The organism is Cellvibrio sp. pealriver (assembly GCF_001183545.1).
Classification (GTDB): Bacteria; Pseudomonadota; Gammaproteobacteria; order Pseudomonadales; family Cellvibrionaceae; genus Cellvibrio.
Map to the genome: position 1 here is coordinate 1,024,426 of NZ_KQ236688.1, position 22,503 is coordinate 1,046,928.

The window sequence follows — 22,503 nt, forward strand, 5'->3', positions numbered from 1 at the left end:
TGGATAAATACTGATTATGGCAATCTACGAATTTAAAGGCCGCAATGCAGAAGGTCGCCCCATTACGGGCCAACTGGATGCCTCCAGTCAGGATGCAGCCGTCAACCAATTATTAGGCCGCGGCATCACACCGGTTGATGTTAATGAATTTATTGAAAAATTAAGCTTGTCTGAACGTTTTACCCGTGCGACTAACCGCGGCAAAGTGGAAACGGTTGAGCTGATTATGTTTTGCCGGCAAATGCACACCATTACGCGAGCGGGAATTCCGTTGGTAAAAGGCTTGCGTGGGTTATCGGCATCGTTGCGCAATTATACGTTTCAGCAAACGCTGCTCGATGTGATCGAGCGACTGGAAGCGGGTGTGGAATTATCGACTGCCATGCGCGCGCATCCCAAAATATTCAATAATCTATTTGTCAGCTTGGTGAGCGTAGGTGAAAACTCGGGCCGCTTGGATTTGGTATTCAAGCAGCTCAGTGAATACATGGAGCGCGATTTGGCGACCATGAAAAGTATCAAAACGGCACTGCGCTATCCTTCGTTTGTATTGATTGCAATTTCTATCGCGATTGTGATTATCAACATCAAAGTGATTCCAGCATTTGCTGGAATGTTTGAAAAATTCGGCGCACAACTTCCATTGCCAACACGAATATTGATTGGCATATCGGATTTTTTTGTTAACTACTGGATGTACTTATTCGCTGTTATTGTCGCAGTCATTGCATGGGCATATCACTATGTGAACACACCGGAAGGCAGCCGTGTGTGGGGGCGTAAAAAACTCAAGCTGATTGTAGTGGGCGATATTATTGAGCGCGCCTCCCTTGCGCGTTATGCGCGTTCATTTGGGCTAATGCTCAATGCAGGCTTACCGCTTTCCAACGCATTGGAGCTAAGTGCGCGTGCAGTTGATAACCCCTATCTGGGCGACAAAATCCGCAACATTCGCACCGGCGTAGAGCGGGGTGAAGGATTGTTTCAAACCCATTTGGTAAGCGGCATGTTTACGCCCTTGGTGTTGCAGATGATTTCGGTAGGGGAAGAGAGCGGTCAGGTCGATGCGCTGCTTGCCGAAGTTGCTGCTTTTTATGAAAGCGAAGTGGAATACGATGTAAAACAACTTAGCGACCGGATCGAGCCCATCATGATCGTCATTATGGCGGGGTTCGTTACAGTGCTGGCGCTGGGTATCTTCTTGCCGATGTGGGATATGTACAGCATCCAAAAGTGAGGCGCACTTGATCCAATCCTACCATCACGGGCGGTTTGAGCTTTTTGTTAGCTTAATCGTTATTTCAATTATTGCGTTGGCGGCATTGGGCCGTTATGCCTTTATGGCAGCTGATGCACGCATATTGCGCCTGGAGGTTCTATCACACCATTTTATGACGGGCGCAGCGAATGTGCGTGTGCAGTATTTAATGGACAGTATCGCCAATAAAAATCAAGCGTCACAACAACCGTTGGCCATCGCCGATAAATTTCTCTATTTTTCACCGCAAGGCTGGCCCGCCTCTGTACAGGGAAGCGTTGCAAGCGATTACAAGCCGACCGATGAGGACTGTTACCAGTTGTGGCGGCTGCTTTTGCAAAACCCTGCGCCGATTGCCAAAGGTATGGCTGCAGAACCCAAGGGCGAATTCCGCTCACTAGCGTATGCCGGAGGGTGCCGTTATCAGTACGAGGATGGCAGTGCTTATTTTGATTACTCTCCCTTAATAGGTAGTTTGGCTTTTATGCCCGAAAGCCCTTAAGTGTTTCAACAGGCGGGTAATATTGGGGCTTAACATTAGTTAACTTATAAACTGGCATTCTTGGGAGTTTTAGCTATATTTCGGTATAAGTAACCTGAGTTTAATCCGCAAGTAGTGAGGCATGCGGCGTCATGGATGTTCAGAGTGCAACTCGGCGGTTACGAGTGCGCTATCAGTTAATTAGTTGTTATCTTTTCTTTTATCGGCGTGGAGCTTTGTTATGAAACAACAATCTGGTTTTACTTTGATTGAGTTGATTGCGGTAATTGTAATTTTGGGCATTTTGGCTGCGACAGCACTGCCTAGATTTGTGGATTTGTCCGATGCCGCCGAAGATGCTGCGGTACGTGGAGTTGCGGGTGCTCTTGGAAGTGCTGCGGCCATAAACCATGCAAACAACATCGCAATAGATGCAGGTTTAACTGCGCCAACTCCGATAGCAGTTACTACCTGTGAGGGTGTTGCCGCTGTGCTTGATGGAGGCGGATTACCTTCAACTGATTATGTGATTACAACAGGAACTGGAACACCGCTTGCTGGAGGTGGTATCGGTACTCAAGGCGGTTCTTCAACTTGTACGCTCACCTATAAAGGTAAGACAGCAACATTTGTTGGTTATGGCGTGACAAACTAATCTTTGTGTTGTGAGTAGTATAGATGTCAACTATCCATGAAACGTTGTGAACAAGGTTTTACTCTGATCGAGTTAGTCACCGTAATGATTTTGGTGGGTATTTTGTCGATCACTTTGTTTTCACGGATAGGTTCAGCTGGAACAGCCCCAGTACAATCAGGCCGCGATGATCTCATCGCGGCTTTGTTTTTTGCGCAGCAGCAAGCCATGATGCGGCCAAATATCACATTAGTACTTACAGCAAATTCGGTCAGTGTTAATGAAGATGGAAACCCGATACCAGTCGGTAGCGATTTTTATCCTTTGGATATGCCCAAAGGTGTAACCCTTCCTGCGCTGACGTTAAGCTATGACAAATTAGGCCGCACAACGGCTACAACAATAACCCTGACCGGTTCAGGCAATAGCAGTGGTGTGAGTGCCACTGTGCAAGTGGATGCCAGCGGCTATGCTTATGTGCCCTAACTACACACTGCATTGCGAACGTGAATCAGGCGTGAGCTTGATTGAGATGATTGTGTTTATTGTGGTGGTCAGCATTGCGCTATTGGCATTGGTGGGGGTTTATCGTCAGGCGACGATCACCAATGTTGATCCAATTGTCCGCACACAAGCGTTGGAAGCGGCGCAGTCCAAACTCGATGAAATTCTTGCATTGAAATATGATGCACAAACTCCAACGGGTGGTATTCCAGCGTGCAATAGTGCACAAGCGGGTTCGGTTGCATGTGACAACATTACCGAGGATAACTACAACGATGTGGACGATTACCATAACCGTACCGAACTTAATACCCCGGCTGCGGGCTATACACGCAGTGTGAATGTAACCACCAACACAAACATTAAAGTGATTACTGTCAGTGTCACAACACCCACTGGCGAAACAATTTTGCTTGCAGCAGAGCGAGCGAATTTTTAGTGAAGCACTATTCACTGGAAGCAAAAGGACTTTCACTCATCACAGGAAATCGTTCATCAGGTTTTACGCTGATTGAATTAATCACGGTTATTGTCCTGCTCTCTATCCTTGCCACTATCGGCACTGGCTTCGTTGTTAAAACAACGGAGGCTTATCAGCGAACACAAACACGAGCCTTGTTAGTCAATACGTCGCGTCAAGCGCTTGAGCGCATGACGCGGCAATTGCGTGTTGCGCTACCGTATTCTGTTCGCACAACTAACGGCGGTAGTTGTTTGGAATTTATGCCAATTGCGGCGGGTGGAAATTATTTTAATCCTGTCCCTGATACTGAAAATCTTGCACCGCCAACTGCAACAATTGCTGCATCGCCTGTATCAATCGATTTTGGTTCTGCTGTGCATGTCACGATTGGTGCGATGAGCGCTGATGAAATTTACGGTGCAGCGGCTGTTTCAAGGGCGGGTTACGCGGGTGGAAATATCACCTTAACGGCAGCCACGCGATGGCAACGTAATTCCGTTAACCGGCGTTATTATTTGCTGGATAATCCGCAAGCATTTTGTGTTGTGGGGAATGAATTGCACTTTTATCAGGGCATTGATGTGAATAGTGCGAATGTAACAGTTGGCGGTGCCCATGACATTATTGCGCGCAATATCAGTGCCACCACACCTTTTACACTATTGGCTGGCAGTGAGAATCGAAATACGGCAATAGAGATATCGTTGAATTTTTCCAGCGGTGGCGAAACCATTAATTTCACGCAGAGGGTGCTCATCCGCAATGTGCCCTGATCAATTTTCTATTGCATGCCATCGCCACCAGCGCGGATTTTTATTGCCGCTGGCGTTATTTATTCTGGTAGTAATGGGGGTTTTAGCCCTAACGATTTCGCGCACAGCCACACAAACTAATACGGCAACTATTCAGGAGTTAACCAATATCCAATCATTTTATGCGGCAGAGAGTGGTGCGCAGCGTGGTATGCAAGGATTGTTTTTAACAACAACCACACGTAACGCTACAGATGCAGCTTGTGCAAATATGGCAATTAATCACAATTTTGCAAGCGTGAATGGGTTGCGGATGTGTTCCGTCGTAGTGAGTTGTTCTTGTCGATATCAGGATGGTAGTGCATGTGCTCATGGCACAGCAGCTAACTATTTACCGACATCACCCGTTGGTGTGACAAAAAGTTTTTATACGATTAGAAGTGTTGGCACTTGTGGCCCGGCCGATCATTTTCGTGCCCAGCGTATTATCGAAGTTGGCGCATATCGGGAGCAGTGATAAATGCAAACTTTATTTCATTTTTTCTGTTGTTCACCGCTAAAAAAATCGCATCATCTGCTGCTTTTCATGTTGATTGGATTTTGCTGTTTTGCAAATGCTGCCACTTACAATCTCACCAGTGGTTCCTATCCTCCTTGTAATACCAGTTGGAGTGTTTCAGGCACAACTTACACCTGTAATGGTAATGGGCGAGTGACATTAGCATCGGGTGATATTCTTACCGCCAATACGACGATTACGATTTCAGCGAACAATGGTTTTTCACTGAACAACAATACTGTTGGCTCCTCCAGTAACCGTATAAACCTGACATCTACCTATGGAAATGTAGATGCTTCTGGCACTAATACCGTGTTTGGCAATATCACTTCTTCGAGCGGCAATGTGACATTAGTTGGCACCGCGCTCACAGGAACTATTACCACAGGTGGAGCCATTAATTTAACGGGGGGTAGTGTTTCCGGTTTGGTGACCAGTCAAAACCAAACGATTATCACCAATGGTGCTAATCTCAGCGGGGGAGCAAGAGGTCATTCTGGAATGAATTTTACAGGTGGCACGCTCTCTGGCAATTTTGTTATGACATCTAATAACCCGCTAACAATGTCTGCAGTAACAATGACCAGCGGCAGTATTTCGGGTTCAAGTAATGCTGTGATTCAAAATGGAAGCCAATTGGGTTCTGCATCATCCCCAATCACGATTACTACAAATACAGATCCTATTATCATTATTAATTCAACGGTGTACGGTAATTTAACGGCACCAAATTATTCTACAGTGGATCTTACCAATGGCGGCACTGTTTATGGCACATGCTTGCCTAATTCCACACCAGCGAATGCATGTGGTCCTGCACCGCTCCCACCAACACCTATGAATTGTACTGATGGTACATCAAGCGGAATCACAGGATATTATTACAATAACCGCACACTAACAGAACCCTCTACAGGAACGCGTTCCGATGCACCAATCGATTTTAGCTGGGGCGGTGCAGCACCAGGAGCAAGCGGAATTAATGCGGATAATTTTTCGGTTCGTTGGAACGGATTTATACGTGCAACCCAAACAGGCGCTTATCGTTTTCAAACAGAATCCGATGATGGCGTGCGTTTGTATATCAATGACACCTTGATTATTGATCGCTGGAATGACCATTCTGCAACTACAGATACCTCCACTGATATCAATCTTGTCGCAGGAAATACTTACAAAATCCGTTTGGAATATTATGAAAATGGCGGTGATGCCGTTATTCGTTTGCGTTGGCGCTTACCCGGTTCAGCAACCTATGTTGCTATTCCTGGTGGCCCTTTACCGACAATGGGGGCAGGGTTATATGAATGTACACCTGCGCCAAAACCGCCGGTAAGTTCTTGCTCAACCAATTTATCAGCAGGCATTACCGGAAATTATTTCAATAATCAAACGCTGACAAATCCAGTCACTCGCACAAGATTGGATGGCCCAATTAATTTTGATTGGGGAACTGGAGTGCCAGGCCCAGCCGGAGTTGGCGACAATAATTTTTCAGTGAGATGGGAAGGGTACATACACGTAACCCAATCAGGTGTGCACCGTTTTCAAACCAATTCTGATGATGGTGTACGTCTGACAGTGAATGGTGATTTATTAATTGATCAATGGAATGACCATTCTGTTACTACTCATACTTCTGCAGCCGTGAATTTAATTGCGGGCAACAGATACCCCATTAAATTGGAATACTATGAAAACGGTGGTTTTGCAGTTGCACAATTGCGCTGGCAAACACCGGGTAGTGCGTCTTACGTTGCTATTCCTTCGGGTGTTAATGCATCGCCTATTACTGCACCGGGGTTGTATGAATGTGTGACAACACCTGCTGGGTATTTAATTACTCATAGTGCAACGGGTATTACCTGCGCAGCAGAATCAGTGACTGTCACTGCACTGAATTCGTCGGGTGTTGCTTACAATCCTCCTGCAGGTACCGTGGTTACAATGAGCACCGCCCCAGCTACCGGTGTTTGGGTTGGTGGTACCACATTTACTTTCACAGGCAGTGAATCTTCTTTTACAAAATATTTGCGACAAACTACACCTGGCAATTTAACCATTAGGGCTGAGAGTGCAACGGCTTCAGCCACATCGCCCATTACATTTTTAGATACTGCGCTGAGAATTCAGCACAGTGCATCAGTAATTCCTATTCCCACCCAGATTGCCGGTGTGGAAGGAAATGTTGGGAATAGTAAAAACGCAATTGCAAAAGTGATTAGTACTAATCCTAAAACAGGCGTGTGTGAAGCTGTAGTCGCGTCAAGAACATTGCAAATGGGAATAGGGTTTACTTGTAACAATCCCACAACTTGTGCGGGTGGCCAGTTTTTGGTGAATGGCGCAGTCATCGCTCCAAACAACAATGGTGCTTCAGTTAATTACAATAATGTGAATGTGACGTTCAATGCCAGCGGCGAAGCGCCAATGACTTTGAATTATTCTGATGTCGGTCAAGTGACATTGCATGGCCGTTTAAAAATCGACGCATTAGGGAATAATCCAGAGCTAACCATATTCGCTAGTAGTAGTCCATTTGTTGTGAAGCCGAACAGCTTTGTTGTTGCGGCAGTACAAAGAACCAATGGTACGCCAAATCCTGGTGGTAGTAACGCCCCTGGAATTGCTGCCCAATTTGTCGCGGCTGGTGAACAATTTAAGGTGTTTGTTGCGTCGATGAACGGTGCAACACCTGCAGCAGTTACTCCAAATTTTGGAAGAGAGATTACACCTGAAACGCAATTTTTGAAGATAAAAACTCAATCGATAGTTCATCCAGCAGGTGGAGTACCTACCGAATTAACAGTGAGTGGTTCCATTACGGCAGCCACGCCGCAAGGTGTATTTTCATATGACGATGTACGTTGGAACCAAGTAGGCAGCATTACCATTATTCCTGAGTATGACAATCCAGCAACGACGACTATACCGAATGATCGTGATTATTTAGGTGGAGGTGTTGTTTCTAATTTTATTTCTACTGGTACAGTCGGTCGTTTTTATCCAAATCATTTCACTTTAGCTAATTCTACACTTACGAATAGCTGCACTGGATTTTCTTATATGCAGCAGCCATTGAATTTATCGTATTCAATAGAGGCAAAGGGCGTTGCTGGTAATACATTAACGAATTACATCCCCGCTTACGGCACTATGCCAACGATTAGTTACGTCACCGAAAATGCAGATGCCGGAGTGAATTTGTCGCGCTTCTCAGATGGTGCAACGCATACATGGGCTGCCGGAGTATTGCCGGTCAATTCAGCTGCAGCCACTTTCAGTCGTTCATCGCCAAACCAGACTCCTGATGGTCCATATACTAATCTGCAAGTTGGTCTGCAATTAACAGACTCGTTCGATTCACGCAGTTTGCAAGGACTGAATATGAATGCATCTACAACAGGTGCATGCAGTGGCGCAGGATGTACAGCTATTAGATTGGGCTCAGCATTGAATATGCGTTACGGACGCTTGCGATTAGACGATGCTTTTGGCCCTGAAACTGCGCCACTTCCTGTAAATTTTTCAACAGAATATTGGGGTGGAGGTTTTTTTGTGCCTAATACGGATGACAGCAATTGCACAAAAATTTTACGCAGTGCAATCACCTATCCAGCAGGAAGTATCCTGACTCCTGCAAACTTACAGGTTTCGTTAGGCAGTGGAACCACAACGGGGTCTTACGCATCTATAACTGCTACTGAAATAGTGTTTTCGAGTGGTAGCGCGCAGCATTCGTTTTCTGCACCCACCGGAAATGCCCAGGGTCAATTTAATGTTGATGTTGATCTTACAGCATATCCTTGGTTGCGCTTCGATTGGAATCAAGATGGTAATTATTCTGATACCAGCTTGCCAACAGCACGATTCGGCTTTGGCAGCTACCGCGGCCATGACCGTGTCATTTATTGGCGTGAGCGTTTTAACTAAACACTTTTTGTGTAACCAAAAGATAATTTTATGGAAATGACCATTACCACTCCCAGTTTATTGTTTCCGGCAATTTCACTATTGATGCTGGCCTACACCAATCGTTTTGTCACATTGGCAAATGTGATTCGCCAGTTAAGTAATTTAGAGAATGCCCCCAGTCGTGACATTGTTATCCGTCAGATTGAAAATTTGCGTACACGCATGACAGTGATACGGCTCATGCAGGCATTTGGGGTTTTATCATTTGTATTTTGTACACTGTCGATGTTTTCGTTATTGCTGGGTTTTTATGTGGCAGGTATGTATTTGTTTGCGGCGAGTTTGTTGTTGCTGGTTTTATCACTGCTGTTTTCATTTTATGAAGTCAATATTTCAACAACAGCCATTAATATTGAGTTGGAAAAATTTGATGAGGAATTGAAAAAGCGTAAACCTTGATCGACCAGTAAAGGTTTGCTGATATAAAAGAGTATTAAACGAAAAGAGCCACCTAAGTGGCTCTTTTTGTTTGAACGGTAGGTTAATTACTACGTTCTGTTGATGACTCCAGCCGAATATCCACGGCCAGTTCATCAGCAATTATGTCCAAGTGATCATAGAGCTCGTTCATATCAACCGATTTGGGCACTTCGATAATCCCTGTTGCTTCAAAAAGTGGCTCACCTGACCAAGGCATACTGGAGCACGCCGTTTCCAGCTCGCCCATGTTAATATGACGGGCAGCAAAGGCTTGGGCGATTTCCCGTACAATGCCTGGCCGGTCATTGCCTACCACACTAAAACTAAACTCACGGCATTCTGGTTTGTTTATAGTGGTGGCAGTATCCACAACGATCTTAAAGCCCAGCGTGGTGAGGTTAGACAGGGCATTGCGCAGTTCCTGTTGATGTTCATCAGCTACGGCTACCTGAAGGATTCCAGCAAATTTACCTGCAAGTTGCGCCATGCGGCTTTCCAACCAGTTGCCATGGTGTGTGCTGATTGTTTGTGCAAGTTGTTCTACGACACCCGGACGGTCGTCACAGAGGACAGTTAAAACCAATTGTGTATTCACGGCAGATCCTTATTGTAAGAAACGGTATTAAATACCTGTTAATAGCGAAGGTTGATGGGATAAAGATACTCCGCTTGCAACACTACGACAAGCGAAGCTGATGTGCTTTTTAACCTTAGTGAAACCAGTGAGAATTTTCATGATTGTTCCCTATGATCAAATATCAGAGGACGCATTGCAGGGATTGATTGAAGAGTTTATTACTCGTGATGGAACTGATTATGGCTTTGAAGAAGTGCCGCTCAGCATCAAAGTTGAGCAAGTCAAACTATTATTAAAGCGCCGCGAAGTGGTTGTTGTATTTGATCCTGCTTATGAATCGGTGACTTTATTGCCCAGACGCGATGCGGAATTGCTGGAGCAGGGCGCATCAAGCTAACTTCTTACTACATTCAATATTTATTCGATTAAAGAGAACATCGTGAATCATTTATTTTTACATTGCCGCGCGGGTTTTGAAAAAGAATGCGCTGCTGAAATTACCGATTTAGCCGGTGAACTTGGTATCTATGGTTACAGTAAAACCAAAGATAACAGTGCCTATGTTGTCTTTATCACGCAAATACCCAATGGCGCTGAAGTGTTGACCAAACAACTGCGGTTTACGCAACTGATTTTCGCGCGCCAATGGTTTGCAAGCGATGGTTTGGTTGATGATTTGCCTGTTGCTGACCGTGTAACTCCTTTACTTGCTGCGACAGAAAAGTTACCGCGCACACGTGAGCTGGTTATTGAAACTGTTGATACCAATGAAGGTAAAGAGTTATCAGGATTAGGTAAAAAATTTACTGCGCCCTTTGAAAAAGCATTGAAGGCAAATAAATTATTTCAACCGAGTAGCCAGTTGCGGTTACATCTGGTTTTTATTTCAGGAACTCAGGCTTACTTGGGGGTTAGTCCAATACAAAACTCATCGCCATGGCCAATGGGGATCGCACGCTTGCGTTTGCCAAAAGAAGCACCGAGCCGGGCGACTTTGAAGTTGGAAGAGGCATGGCATCATTTTATCCCTGCAGCTGATTGGGATATACGTTTGGCATCAGGCATGCGTGCAGTAGATTTAGGCGCAGCACCTGGCGGTTGGACATGGCAATTGGTTCAGCGCGGTATGTATGTAGAGGCTGTTGATAATGGCCCGATGGATAAAAATTTACTGGAGACAGGCCAGGTACTGCATATTCTTACCGATGGTTTTTTGTATGAGTCAAAAAAACCTGTGCATTGGTTGGTATGCGATATTGTTGATAAACCCGCGCGCGTGACCAGTATGGTCATTCGTTGGTTTACCAAAAAATATTGCCGTGAAGCCATTTTTAATTTGAAATTACCAATGAAACAGCGCTACCTCGAAGTTAAGAAATGCGAAGAGCGCATACGTGCAGAATTGGAAAAAGCAGGGTTTGGAGTTGAAATTCAATTCAAGCAACTCTTCCACGACCGTGAGGAAGTCACGGGGCATTTGCGTGTTTTTCAAAACGGGAACTAATTTTTTGAGACGATAAAACCGCCTAGTGATAAGCGGTTTTATCGTTATGGTCACTCGCGCTGTGTTGCAATACCCATTCGGTGAGTTGCACCCAATCTTCAATCAGCGTGCGCATCAGTGCCATATGATTCGGCGGCAAATCATTTTGACGTAATGCCGCTTCGCCAATATCGGTTAATGCAGACACTATTTTTCCAATTGTGTGTGCTTTGAGTGATGCCAATACATCAGTGTTGAGTAGCATTTCGCCTGTATAGGCTGATTGCAGTTCTTCATAAGAAACCGCTGTAGTGTTGTCGATAGTTTGTTTTATTGCATGCGCCAGTAGAGGATGGTTATTTCGAAGCAGGCGAAAGCTGAGCTCCAATGCTTGGCGACTAAAAAAATCAGAAGGCATATAATCGCTTATCGGTATCCGAGACATCAACGGGATTCCTCGGGAGGTTAAATCTTCTCCAGGATGTTTTTTCCATTGAGCTAAGAATAGCAATCTTGTAGCTATTTGCTGAAAAGTTTATAGACGATTTAAAACTATGAATGAAAGAATTGATAAAAGTTTGGATGCATCCGGTTTAATGTGTCCAGAGCCTGTGATGATGCTGCATAAAATTATGCGTGAAGCAAGTGCGGGAAATTTGATCGAAGTGATTGCAACTGATCCATCGACATTAAGGGATATCCCTAAATTTTGTTTATTTCTTGGTCACGAATTGGTGAGCCAGAAAGAACAGGGCGATCAGTATTTTTTTTATATCAGGAAAAACTAGGGTTTTATTTTTTTGAAGCTTTTAGTTATACAGCTGATTAAAAATAACGCCGCAATAGCGGCGTTATTTTTTGTCCAAACACGTATAGAGCTTATTGAATACCATCCACCAGCATTGATATCGCAGCCATAGCTTCAGGATCTTCGGCTTTGATTTTGTTGGCAATTTGATGCTGAAAGAAATACCGGAAGTTTTCGTTCGCTTGCGCTTCATACAAGGAGTCGTCACCAGGCAATACTGGCGTGCTGACCACTTTGGCGGGGTCGCTAATCATCGCGTAGACACTGCCATCAAAATGCAGGCTCCAACTAACCACTTCTACCAGTGACAGGCGTTTGCTGTCAGGTATGGCCAATACGGCATGGGTGCCGATGGTATCAGGCAACTCCTGAATTACATCATCGCCGCTGTCGCATTGCACTTCGTAATATTCCGCCGCTGTTTCAAGTTCGATAACCTTGTGCATTGGCGCTTCAAAAAAGAGCTCATCGATGCCCGGGTCGTAATAACCTTCCCAGTGCCCATTGAGAGGGTCACACAAATCGGGGCAGGGAACTATATCGTTCAGCCAGGGCACCAAGCCGACGACATCGCCGTTAGCGCGAAGACCCCAGCAGAGAATCTTGAGGCTGTAGAGTTTGTCGGAGCTGGTATCGTTGGAGTAGAGCATTTCCAGCCCGTCCAATTCTGGAGCCAGGCGAATAAAGCGCTCATCGTGAAGGGCCGAATAGGTTTTCCTGGTGAAGAGATCAACCACATTATCCATGTTGTGGCCAGTATCCGAGATCTTCATAATACCACCCCCTTTATTTGAGGTAGATCCCGCAGGAGCATAAGTTCCAGCGGGCTCCGACTGATGGTTTTAACGTCACCATCACTATATAAAGTATATGCTAATTCCAAAAAGCACAACTGCTATGGTTGATTTTTATTCCGCATGCACATTGAGTGCTTAATTTTACGGCAAATAGAACATATACAATCCTTAGCGCACAAGAGAGTCTTATATGAAGATAGTTGCGGATGAAAACATCCCACTGGTAGAGGCATTTTTTAGTCGATTGGGCGAGGTTGTGCGCATTCCTGGTCGGGCGATGACGGCTGAAGATGTCCAGGATGCAGATGCCTTGATTGTTCGTTCAGTGACCAAAGTGAACCCGGCTCTATTGGATGGTAGTAACGTGAAGTTTGTCGGTACCTGTACTATCGGTGTCGATCACCTTGATCAGCATTATCTGGATTCAAAGTCCATCCGCTGGGCGAGCGCGCCGGGTTGCAATGCGAATTCGGTAGTCGAGTATGTCTATGCAGCGCTCTGTCATCTAAACATTAACTGGCTGCCGGTGAAATTCGGGATTATCGGTTGCGGTAACGTTGGGGGCTTGTTGTACAAGCGTCTCAAAGCACAGGGGGTCGATGTCCGCTGCTATGACCCTAATTTGACGTCGGCACAAAATCCTGACCTCACCTCGTTGGACGATGTATTGGCATGTGATGTCATCAGTATGCATACACCGCTGGTTACGACAGGCGATCATCCCAGTTTTCATTTGATTAGCCACCGTGAACTACACCAATTGAAAAAAGGTGCTGTGCTAATTAACTGTGGGCGCGGTGCCGTTATCGATAACCAAGCCTTGCTTGAGGTGCTGCAGTCGCGCACTGATTTACGTGTGGTGTTGGATGTGTGGGAGCCTGAGCCTGATATTTCATTAGAACTGTTGGATAAAGTATTGCTCGGTAGCCCACATATCGCCGGCTACAGTTACGATGGAAAACTCAACGGTACGGAGATGATTTATCAATCGTTCTGTCAGCATATGAATATTGCTCCACAGGCATCGCTCACAGAGTTGGTGCCGTCTCTTGAAAACAATCAATTGCGAATCGATGAAAAAAAATCAGCGGGCGATATTTTTGAAATTGCAAAACAATTAATCCGTCAGGTATACGATATCGAAGCTGATGATGCGCGCTTGCGCGATATTGCAAGGGATGCGATGGCAGGCCGAATTCATTTTGGTGAAGGCTTTGATGGGCTACGAAAATTTTATCCAAAGCGCCGCGAGTTCCATAATTATCAGGTGCATCTGGAATCGGTAACGCAAGCCGATAAGCAATGGCTGCAAGTATTGGGTTTTTGCTGTGTTTAAATTGGGCTTGATTATTAACCCCTATGCAGGTTTGGGCGGCAGTGTCGGTTTAAAAGGTTCGGATGGTGAATCCATTCGTACCGAAGCGCTTGCGCGCGGTGGTGAAATGCGCGCGCCTCAACGTATGGCTCGCGCACTTCAATTTTTAGTGGGGTTCGCCGATCACATTGAGATTTATTGCTTTGCTGGCGATATGGGTGAATCCGTTGCCCGCGAGCTGGGCTTCATAACTCACGTGATTGGCGCTGCACAACAACTTCCCAGTGAAGCATCCGATACATGTGCAGCGGCAGCTGCGCTGATAGATCAATCAGTGGATTTAATTTTGTTTGCAGGCGGCGATGGCACTGCGCGCCTGATCGCAGATATTGTTGGCGTTCGCCAGCCCGTTCTGGGTGTTCCTTCCGGTGTAAAAATGCATTCGGGTGTTTACGCTATATCGCCGGAAGCAGCAGGTGAAATCGTCAAACAATTACTAACGGGACAATTGGTAAACATTGCTGAGCGCGATGTTAAAGATATAGATGAAGACGCATTTCGTAATGGTCAGGTGCGTGCGCGCTTTTACGGCACTTTACTGGTGCCGGAGGATTCGCAATTTCTGCAGCAAGTCAAAAATGCGGGCACAGAGCGCGATGAATTGGCGCAATTGGACGTTGCACAAGAAATTATACAACAGTTACAGCCAGACACGCTTCATCTGGTTGGTCCCGGATCAACGACGCATTTATTTTTACAAGAGTTAGGTCTTGAAGGCAGCTTGCTCGGTGTAGATATTTTATTGAATAACGAGTTGATCGCTATTGATGTAACAGCATCACAAATTCGTGAGCAGCTTGATCAATTTAGCGGGCCGGTAAAAATGATCATTACTGCAATTGGTGGTCAAGGGCATATTCTTGGACGTGGCAATCAGCAATTTACGCCGGATATTGTAAAGCGCGTTGGTAAAGAGAATATTGTTATTATCGCCGCGCGCGGAAAAATACTGGCGCTGAACGGCAGGCCTTTATTGGTAGACACTAATGATCCCTCACTGGATCAATCTTTCTGCGGTTATATGCGTGTGATTACTGGATACAACGAATCGATTATGTATCAAGTAGGTTATGCCTCCATGGGCAGCCACATATGAATGCGATTATTGAACGCCTTGAGCTGCTGGCAGAAAAAATAGCGGCGAGTGAGTTGATCGATAGTTATCGTGTATTTCATGGCCGTGGACACACATTTCCCGGATTGGAATTTGTAACGGTTGATTTTTTTCAACCAGTCATACTGGTGACCTTGTTTGCTGAGCCACCACATAATTTTCTAACGCAGTTGATAAATAAATCGCGCTTCTTATTCGATACAAAAAAAACAGTGCTGTTGATTCAGCGCCGCTATATTGCGGGTGCACCCAGTGAATGTATTTGGGGTGTTTTGCCCGAGCACTGCGTAGCGCGCCGCGGTAATTTACAATTTGCGTTACATTTAGCACAGCAACAAAACAGTGGTTTCTTTTTGGATATGGAGCCGGGCAGGGCGTGGATTGAACAAAATGCCCGGAACAAGCGCATACTTAATTTATTTGCTTATACCTGTGCATTCTCGGTCGTTGCTGTTGCAGCAGGCGCAGAATGTGTGGTGAATGTGGATATGAGCAGTGCCGCGCTTAATTTGGGGCGGAGCAATCACATTCGCAATAGTCTGGATAAATCCCGTAGCGAATTTCTTGCCGAAAATATCCTTAAATCCTGGAGTCGAATTAAAAAGCGCGGCCCTTACGATGTGGTGGTAATTGATCCTCCCTCTTATCAAAAAGGCAGTTTTATTGCAGAAAAAGATTATGCCAAAGTGATCCGTCGTTTACCTGAATTAATGCCAGAGGGTGGAATGGTGCTCGCTTGCTTAAATGCACCGGAACTAAGCGATGTTTTTTTGCGAAAACTATTTTTGGAAAATTGTACTTCTGCAGAATTTGTCGAACGCTTGCGTCCGCATAGTGACTTTCCTGATATCGACCCCGAGCAACAATTAAAATTGCTGGTATACCGTTTACCACCGGCAGTCTCTCAGGTGTCTCAAGTGCCGGAGCAGATATAAAGAAACAGATATAAAAAAAGAAGATATAAAAAAAGAAGATATAAAAAAACCAGCACGAAGCTGGTTTTTTTATATGGCAATCAAAGTGGGCTTATTGTGAATAGCGCGACAAGAAGTTGCCAAAACGTTGAATGGCTTTGGTCAAATCATCTTCGCGTGGCAAAAACACAATGCGGAAATGATCGCGGTTAGGCCAATTAAACGCAGTGCCTTGAACCAGTAACACTTTCTCTTGCAGCAAGAAATCCAGAATCATCTGCTGGTCATCTTTAATTTTGTACATGTTCAAATCCAATTTGGGGAACAAGTACAAAGCACCTTTGGGTTTTACACAAGAAAGACCCGGAATTTCTGCGATAGCTTTTAACGCAGTATCGCGCTGATCGCGCAGGCGGCCGCCAGGTACAATCAGCTCATTGATACTTTGGTAGCCACCCAATGCGGTCTGGACTGCATACATAGCCGGCACGTTTGCACACAGGCGCATAGACGACAACATTTCCAGACCTTCGATGTAACTGCGCGCGCGATGTTTTGCACCACTGATGACCATCCAGCCAGAGCGGAAGCCTGCTAAACGGTAAGCCTTTGACAGACCGTTAAAGCTCACGCACAACACATCTTGCGCGAGGCGGCCCATCGGAATGAATTGCGCATCGTCGTACAAAATTTTGCTGTAAATTTCATCGGCAAAAATAATCAGGTTATGGCGACGGGCGAGTTCAACAATCGCTTCCAACAATTCCTCGCTGTAGACAGCGCCGGTAGGATTATTCGGATTGATAACCACAATGCCGCGGGTTCTATCGGTAATTTTGCTTTCAATATCAGCAAGGTCAGGAAACCAGTCTGATTGCTCGTCACACAGATAATGGTGAGCCTTGCCTCCGGCCAAATTGACCGCTGCCGTCCACAGCGGATAATCCGGTGCAGGAACCAATACTTCATCGCCATTGTTCAAGAGCGCTTGCATGGCCATCACGATTAGCTCGCTGGCACCGTTTCCGAGGAAAATATCTTCAATTTCAACGCCAGGAATGTCCAGACGTTGGCATTCGTGCATGATGGCTTTGCGTGCGGCAAACAAACCTTTGGATGCGGTATAACCTTCGGCATTGGCGAGGTTATGGATGACGTCCTGGATGATTTCATCCGGCGCCGAAAAACCAAACGGGGCAGGGTTGCCGATGTTCAGTTTAAGAATACGATGGCCTTCTTCTTCGAGGCGGTTAGCATGCTCGAGTACCGGGCCGCGAATGTCATAGCAAACTCCATTGAGTTTGTCGGATTTCTTAATCGGGTTCATTTGCAGTAAGATGCCTTGATTGCGGTAACGCGTGATTGCGGTTGAAAAACACTCGAATAATCGACCTTAACTAGTTGATCTGTCAAGGAAATCCTTATGGCTGATAACGAAAAATTGAACGATGCCTATTGGCGTGAAAAACTGACACCCGAGCAGTACCGGATTTGCCGGGAAAAGGGCACCGAGCGCCCCTTCACAGGTGAATATTGGCAGGAGTTTAGTGCGGGTGATTATCGCTGCCGCTGCTGCGGTGAATTATTATTTGATGCGGATACCAAGTTTGATGCCGGTTGTGGTTGGCCAAGTTTTTATGCTCCCGCTGTGAAAGCGGCGATTAAAGAGCAGTTGGATACCAGCCATGGTATGTATCGGACCGAGGTGCTCTGTCGCAAGTGTGATTGTCACTTGGGGCATGTATTTACCGATGGCCCTGAACCCACCGGTCTGCGTTATTGCATTAACTCAGCGTCCATTTTATTTGATAAAAAATAGGCCATGCCGGTTAGCTACCGGCATACTTTTTCATCATGGTTTGCCTTCTGGATTACCTCTTCTTTTTTACACAATTGCAGGGTTAAGTTGGAATTTGTAAACAAGTGTTAAATATTCTCTGCTAGCAGGCAATGCCTGACCTTAAATGCGTTTACTCGCGTAATCTCTTATTCATAAATTTTATTTGGTATCTGTAGCTAGCGCCGATACCTGTTTAACTGTTGCCAATTTCCAGGGAGAAGCCTATGTCGTTGTTACCGTACTTTGTCCGAAGTGGCATTGTTCAAGGTGGTGTTGTTCGACACAAAATTATCCAAAGCAGTATTTTAATAGGTTGTGTATTGATCGGAGGATTTTCCTGTATTGCCAATGCGCAAGCGCCTGCCGCAGTTGAGGTTATCGTACAGGGGGTGAGTGTTAAAAGTTTGACCACAAACATAGAAGCCTTGGGAACCCTGAAAGCAAACGAGTCCATTTCATTAACATCCAACGAAACCAAAAAAGTAACGCGGATTAATTTTGAAGACGGGCAGCGTGTGGATAAAGGACAGGTGTTGGTAGAAATGACCAGCAGGGAAGAGTCTGCTTTGTTGGAAGAGGCTCGTTTTAATGCCGATGAAGCAAAAAAGCAGTTGGATCGTGTGCGCGAGTTGGCCAAGCGTGGCGCTGCAGCCCAATCATTACTTGATCAGCGGATACGAGAATTTGAAGCAGCGCGGGCGCGTTATAACGCGACTGAATCCCGTTTGAAAGATTTAATTTTACTCGCGCCTTTTTCAGGCGTTGTCGGTTTGCGTGAGGTGAGCGTTGGCGCATTGGTGTCTCCCGGTGACCAAATAACCACGCTGAATGACGATTCAAAAATGAAATTGGATTTCACTGTGCCAGCGGTTTATTTGCGCAGTCTTTCGGTGGGATTGCCTATTGTGGCGAAGAGTCGCGATTTGGGTGACAAACTATTTCATGGCGAAGTATTCAGTATTGATAACCAGATTGATGATGTAACGCGTTCAATAAAGGTTCGCGCACTGTTAAATAATGAGGAGCATGAATTAAAGCAGGGCATGTTGATGTTGGTGGATTTAAAAGCAGGCGCGCGCGATGCGCTTGTTATCTCCGAATCGGCATTGGTGCCTTTGGGCAGCAATAATTTTGTATTCGTGCTCAAACAAGATCAAGGCAGCAGTGTTGTTGAACGTCGCCAAATTTCAATTGGCGAGCGTTTACCCGGCGCTGTAGAGGTGCTGAAAGGTTTGGATATTGGGGACAAAGTGGTTACGCACGGATTGCAGAAAATCCGCCCCGGGCAAAAAGTATCGGTGATGGCAGAAGAAAAGCCCGTTGCTGAACATGCTCAGGGTGAAAAACATTTGTCTGATTTGATTACATCTAAAAATAACTGAGGGTATGACCAATGATGCTCTCGGATTTGTCCATCAAACGGCCGGTGTTTGCATCGGTTATTTCTATTTTGTTAATTGCATTTGGTCTTGTCGCGTTTGAACGTTTGACCTTGCGTGAATACCCCAATATCGATCCTCCTGTGGTTTCCATTCGCACTAACTATCCTGGTGCAGCGGCAACTATTGTTGAAACCCGCATTACCAAAGTAATTGAAGATCGTATTTCCGGTGTTGAAGGTATCCGCTTTATTGAATCCTCCAGTGAAAATGGCATTTCCAATATTGTGGTGCAATTTGATACTGGTCACGACATGGATTCTGCTGCAAATGATATTCGTGACCGCGTTAATGGTGCGGTGGGGAATTTACCGATAGAAGCAGAACCGCCGGAAGTACAAAAAGTTAGCTCCGATGAAGATGTCATTCTTTGGTTTAACCTGGCTGGCGAAAATATGACGATGCCGGAGCTGTCCGACTACGCGCAACGTTATTTAATTGATCGCTTCTCGGTAATTGATGGAGTTGCACGCGTACGTATCGGAGGTGAGCAGCGCTATGCCATGCGTATCTGGTTGGACAGGCGTGAATTGGCTGCGCGGGATCTCACCGTAAATGATGTTGAGTCTGCTTTGCGCGCAGAAAATATTGAATTGCCAGCGGGTAGCATTGAATCGCTTGAGCGGCAATTTACTGTGCGTATGGCGCGCACGTATCGAACCGTCGAACAATTCAATCAATTAGTTGTTAAGCGCGGATCTGATGGGCATCTAATTCGTTTGGGTGATATTGCAAAAGTAGAAAAAGGCACTGAGGAGGATCGCAACTTATTTCGTGGTAATGGCGTCACTCAGGTAGGCATAGGCATTGTTAAACAATCAACCGCAAATACAATTGATGTGGCGCGCGGCGCAAAACTGGAACGCGATAAAATCAATGCAATTTTGCCCAAAGGCATGAAGCTGGAAGACAGTTACGATAGCTCGGTATTTGTCGAACGCGCTATTCACGAAGTGTATATCACCTTGGGTATTGCGATTGCGTTGGTTGTATTAGTCATTTATTTATTCCTTGGCAGCATTCGCGCAATGTTGGTACCGGCAGTGGCAGTACCCGTTTCAATTATTGCAACTTTTACTGTTCTGGCGGTGCTCGGTTTTTCAGTCAACATGCTGACATTGTTGGCGTTGGTGCTGGCAATTGGTTTGGTTGTGGATGATGCGATTGTCGTACTTGAAAATATTGTCCGGCACATCGAAGAGAAAGGGAAGTCGCCTTTGCTTGCCGCATTTGATGGTACACGTGAGGTTGGTTTTGCCGTGATCGCGACCACCTTGGTGTTGATTGCGATTTTTGTGCCTATCGTATTTTTGAAAGGTGATGTTGGTAGATTGTTCTCTGAGTTTGCCATTACGATGGCGGCTGCCGTAGGCTTTTCATCGCTGATTGCGTTAACGTTATCACCCATGCTTGCTTCAAAAGTATTGGTGCGCAATGAAAATAAAAACAGTTTTGTTGAGCATATTAATCGCTGGATGTTGCGCCTGCGCGTGAAATACCAAAATGGAATTCGCGCGTGTTTGCGTCGCTCAAAGTTGGTCATTGCAAGCTTTTCATTATTGCTGCTGGGATGTTTTTTTCTTGCACAGCAAATTCCGTCTGAATATGCACCGCGTGAAGACAGGGGAACATTCTTTGTCATGGTAAATGGCCCTGAAGGTGCCAGTTACGCTTATATGGAAGAATACATGACGGAAATTGAAAGCCGCATGATGCAATATGTAGACAAGGGTGAGATCAGCCGCTTAATGGTGCGTGCTCCGCGTGGTTTTGGCGCAATTGAAAGTTTTAACTCCGGCATGATTATCGCCGTGATGAATGACTGGAGCGAACGCCGTGGAGCATTTGTGGTGATGGATGAGATCCGCCAGAAACTTGCTGATTTACCAGGTGTTACTGCTGCGCCAGTTATGCGTCAGGGTTTTGGCTCACAAGCGACCAAACCAGTGCAGTTTGTTTTGGGTGGCGGCACCTACGAAGAACTGGCGCAGTGGCGCGATATTCTGTTGGAAAAATTGGAGCAGAATAATCCTGGTTTGGTAGGTATCGATTGGGATTACAAAGAAACCAAGCCACAAGTTGAAGTGATGATTGATACCAATCGCGCCGCTGATTTGGGTGTGAGCGTTAACAATATTGGTCGTACACTTGAAGCAATGCTCGGTTCCCGTCGTGCAACAACCTATATTGATGATGGTGAAGAGTACGATGTCATTTTGCAAGGGGAGCGCGATGAGCAACGTACCACAACCAGTTTGCAGAATATGTACGTGCGCTCCGAGCGCTCCGGCGAATTAATTCCTTTGTCTAATTTGGTTACATTAAAAGAAGTAGCCGATGCGAGCCGCTTGAATCGCTACAACCGTATGCGTTCATTAACCATTGAAGCAAACCTTGCTGACAACCTTGCGCTGGGTGATGCGCTTGCGCATTTAAATGGTCTTGTGCGTGAGCATTTGCCGCCGACAGCGATGGTAGATTACAAAGGGCTTTCACGCGATTTCCAATCCGCAGGCAGCTCGGTCATGTTTATTTTCCTGCTCGGGATTTTAATTACTTTTCTGGTATTGGCTGCGCAGTTTGAAAGTTATATTCATCCATTCGTTATCATGCTGACCGTACCTCTAGCAATTCTAGGTGGAATGTTAGGTCTATATTTGACTGGTAGTAGTTTTAATCTCTACTCGCAGATTGGTTTGATTATGTTGATTGGATTAGCGGCTAAAAACGGAATTTTAATTGTCGAGTTTGCCAATCAGTTGCGTGACCGTGGAGTGGAATTTACGGATGCGTTACTGGAGGCATCGTCTGCACGTTTACGCCCCATTTTGATGACTAGCCTGACTGCCGTAGCGGGTGCTATACCATTGGTGATTTCATCGGGTGCAGGCGCAGAAACGCGGTTCGTTATCGGTATTGTTGTTATTTCCGGCGTATTGGTTGCTACTGTGTTAACGCTATTTTTAGTGCCTGTTGCCTACAGTTTATTGGCTCGTAATACAGGTTCACCAGGTGATGTAGAGCGTAGATTGTTGCAAGAACAAGCGCGATACGCGGGGGATGAAGATTAATATCGTTCTTCATGCCAAAGTAAGTGGAAATATTTAACG

General features: G+C 45.6%; 22 protein-coding genes. 18 read left to right on the plus strand and 4 right to left on the minus strand.

Features of this window, described 5'->3' with window-relative positions:
- Positions 1-16 precede the first annotated feature (16 nt).
- The 9 genes from VC28_RS04205 (at position 17) to VC28_RS04245 (ending at position 9,025) form a co-directional block, all read left to right on the plus strand.
- The gene (locus tag VC28_RS04205; protein ID WP_049629551.1) at positions 17-1,237 is read left to right on the plus strand and encodes a type II secretion system F family protein; all 1,221 of its coding nucleotides are present in this window, start codon (positions 17-19) and stop codon (positions 1,235-1,237) included.
- A gap of 7 nt (positions 1,238-1,244) precedes the next feature.
- The gene (locus tag VC28_RS04210) at positions 1,245-1,760 is read left to right on the plus strand and encodes an Ntn hydrolase family protein (protein ID WP_049629552.1); all 516 of its coding nucleotides are present in this window, start codon (positions 1,245-1,247) and stop codon (positions 1,758-1,760) included.
- A gap of 220 nt (positions 1,761-1,980) precedes the next feature.
- Positions 1,981-2,394, plus strand: a complete 414-nt coding sequence (locus VC28_RS20065; RefSeq protein WP_053094152.1) for a type II secretion system protein — start codon at positions 1,981-1,983, stop codon at positions 2,392-2,394.
- 36 nt (positions 2,395-2,430) lie between these two features.
- Positions 2,431-2,859, plus strand: coding sequence for a pilus assembly FimT family protein (locus VC28_RS04220; RefSeq protein ID WP_049629553.1), 429 nt, complete (start codon positions 2,431-2,433; stop codon positions 2,857-2,859).
- A complete protein-coding gene (locus tag VC28_RS04225) occupies positions 2,843-3,316 on the plus strand; it encodes a type IV pilus modification PilV family protein (RefSeq protein WP_231591643.1) in 474 nt (157 codons plus the stop codon). The genes VC28_RS04220 and VC28_RS04225 overlap by 17 nt, the downstream gene beginning before the upstream one ends.
- The gene (locus tag VC28_RS04230) at positions 3,316-4,113 is read left to right on the plus strand and encodes a PulJ/GspJ family protein (protein ID WP_231591644.1); all 798 of its coding nucleotides are present in this window, start codon (positions 3,316-3,318) and stop codon (positions 4,111-4,113) included. Before VC28_RS04225 ends, VC28_RS04230 begins: the two co-directional genes overlap by 1 nt.
- Positions 4,103-4,609 (plus strand): MSHA biogenesis protein MshP, encoded by a 507-nt coding sequence (locus VC28_RS04235; RefSeq protein ID WP_049629555.1) that lies wholly within the window; start codon positions 4,103-4,105, stop codon positions 4,607-4,609. Before VC28_RS04230 ends, VC28_RS04235 begins: the two co-directional genes overlap by 11 nt.
- Positions 4,610-4,678: 69 nt before the next feature.
- Complete coding sequence (locus VC28_RS04240) at positions 4,679-8,584, plus strand: DUF6701 domain-containing protein (protein WP_197085479.1); 3,906 nt, start codon at positions 4,679-4,681, stop codon at positions 8,582-8,584.
- Between the two features lie 30 nt (positions 8,585-8,614).
- Complete coding sequence (locus VC28_RS04245; protein WP_049629557.1) at positions 8,615-9,025, plus strand: DUF2721 domain-containing protein; 411 nt, start codon at positions 8,615-8,617, stop codon at positions 9,023-9,025.
- Positions 9,026-9,107: 82 nt separating this feature from the next.
- Here VC28_RS04245 and VC28_RS04250 read toward each other — a convergent pair whose 3' ends face one another.
- Positions 9,108-9,641 (minus strand): glycine cleavage system transcriptional repressor, encoded by a 534-nt coding sequence (locus tag VC28_RS04250; RefSeq protein WP_049629558.1) that lies wholly within the window; start codon positions 9,639-9,641, stop codon positions 9,108-9,110.
- A gap of 139 nt (positions 9,642-9,780) precedes the next feature.
- Between VC28_RS04250 and VC28_RS04255 the strand changes: the two genes are divergently transcribed.
- Together VC28_RS04255 and rlmM are read left to right on the plus strand one after the other, a co-directional pair.
- Complete coding sequence (locus VC28_RS04255; protein ID WP_197085480.1) at positions 9,781-10,020, plus strand: YheU family protein; 240 nt, start codon at positions 9,781-9,783, stop codon at positions 10,018-10,020.
- A gap of 42 nt (positions 10,021-10,062) precedes the next feature.
- Complete coding sequence (gene rlmM / locus VC28_RS04260; protein WP_049629559.1) at positions 10,063-11,127, plus strand: 23S rRNA (cytidine(2498)-2'-O)-methyltransferase RlmM; 1,065 nt, start codon at positions 10,063-10,065, stop codon at positions 11,125-11,127.
- Positions 11,128-11,149: 22 nt separating this feature from the next.
- Here rlmM and VC28_RS04265 read toward each other — a convergent pair whose 3' ends face one another.
- Positions 11,150-11,551: a hypothetical protein gene (locus VC28_RS04265; protein WP_231591645.1), complete on the minus strand. Its 402-nt coding sequence runs from the start codon at positions 11,549-11,551 to the stop codon at positions 11,150-11,152.
- A gap of 109 nt (positions 11,552-11,660) precedes the next feature.
- Between VC28_RS04265 and tusA the strand changes: the two genes are divergently transcribed.
- Entirely contained in the window at positions 11,661-11,894 is a 234-nt protein-coding gene (gene tusA / locus VC28_RS04270; RefSeq protein ID WP_049629560.1) for a sulfurtransferase TusA, read from the plus strand.
- Positions 11,895-11,985: 91 nt separating this feature from the next.
- Here tusA and VC28_RS04275 read toward each other — a convergent pair whose 3' ends face one another.
- A complete protein-coding gene (locus VC28_RS04275; RefSeq protein WP_049629561.1) occupies positions 11,986-12,687 on the minus strand; it encodes a hypothetical protein in 702 nt (233 codons plus the stop codon).
- Between the two features lie 214 nt (positions 12,688-12,901).
- Here VC28_RS04275 and pdxB point away from each other — a divergent pair, with 214 nt between their 5' ends.
- From pdxB to VC28_RS04290, 3 genes are read left to right on the plus strand one after another with little or no spacing between them, the layout of a single operon-like run.
- Positions 12,902-14,047: a 4-phosphoerythronate dehydrogenase PdxB gene (gene pdxB, locus VC28_RS04280; RefSeq protein WP_049629562.1), complete on the plus strand. Its 1,146-nt coding sequence runs from the start codon at positions 12,902-12,904 to the stop codon at positions 14,045-14,047.
- Positions 14,040-15,182 (plus strand): ATP-NAD kinase family protein, encoded by a 1,143-nt coding sequence (locus VC28_RS04285; RefSeq protein WP_049629563.1) that lies wholly within the window; start codon positions 14,040-14,042, stop codon positions 15,180-15,182. Before pdxB ends, VC28_RS04285 begins: the two co-directional genes overlap by 8 nt.
- Positions 15,179-16,135, plus strand: a complete 957-nt coding sequence (locus VC28_RS04290) for a class I SAM-dependent methyltransferase (RefSeq protein WP_049629564.1) — start codon at positions 15,179-15,181, stop codon at positions 16,133-16,135. Before VC28_RS04285 ends, VC28_RS04290 begins: the two co-directional genes overlap by 4 nt.
- A 91-nt stretch (positions 16,136-16,226) precedes the next feature.
- Here VC28_RS04290 and VC28_RS04295 read toward each other — a convergent pair whose 3' ends face one another.
- Positions 16,227-17,441 carry a pyridoxal phosphate-dependent aminotransferase gene (locus VC28_RS04295; protein WP_049629565.1) on the minus strand — a complete coding sequence of 405 codons (1,215 nt, stop codon included), beginning with the start codon at positions 17,439-17,441 and terminating at the stop codon, positions 16,227-16,229.
- A gap of 96 nt (positions 17,442-17,537) precedes the next feature.
- Between VC28_RS04295 and msrB the strand changes: the two genes are divergently transcribed.
- The 3 genes from msrB to VC28_RS04310 all read left to right on the plus strand — a co-directional run bounded on the left by msrB (position 17,538) and on the right by VC28_RS04310 (position 22,464).
- The gene (msrB, locus tag VC28_RS04300) at positions 17,538-17,933 is read left to right on the plus strand and encodes a peptide-methionine (R)-S-oxide reductase MsrB (RefSeq protein ID WP_049629566.1); all 396 of its coding nucleotides are present in this window, start codon (positions 17,538-17,540) and stop codon (positions 17,931-17,933) included.
- A gap of 245 nt (positions 17,934-18,178) precedes the next feature.
- Positions 18,179-19,336, plus strand: a complete 1,158-nt coding sequence (locus VC28_RS04305; RefSeq protein WP_082191402.1) for an efflux RND transporter periplasmic adaptor subunit — start codon at positions 18,179-18,181, stop codon at positions 19,334-19,336.
- An 11-nt stretch (positions 19,337-19,347) separates the two neighbouring features.
- On the plus strand, positions 19,348-22,464 hold the full coding sequence (locus VC28_RS04310) for an efflux RND transporter permease subunit (protein ID WP_049629567.1): 3,117 nt from the start codon (positions 19,348-19,350) through the stop codon (positions 22,462-22,464).
- Positions 22,465-22,503 lie beyond the last annotated feature (39 nt).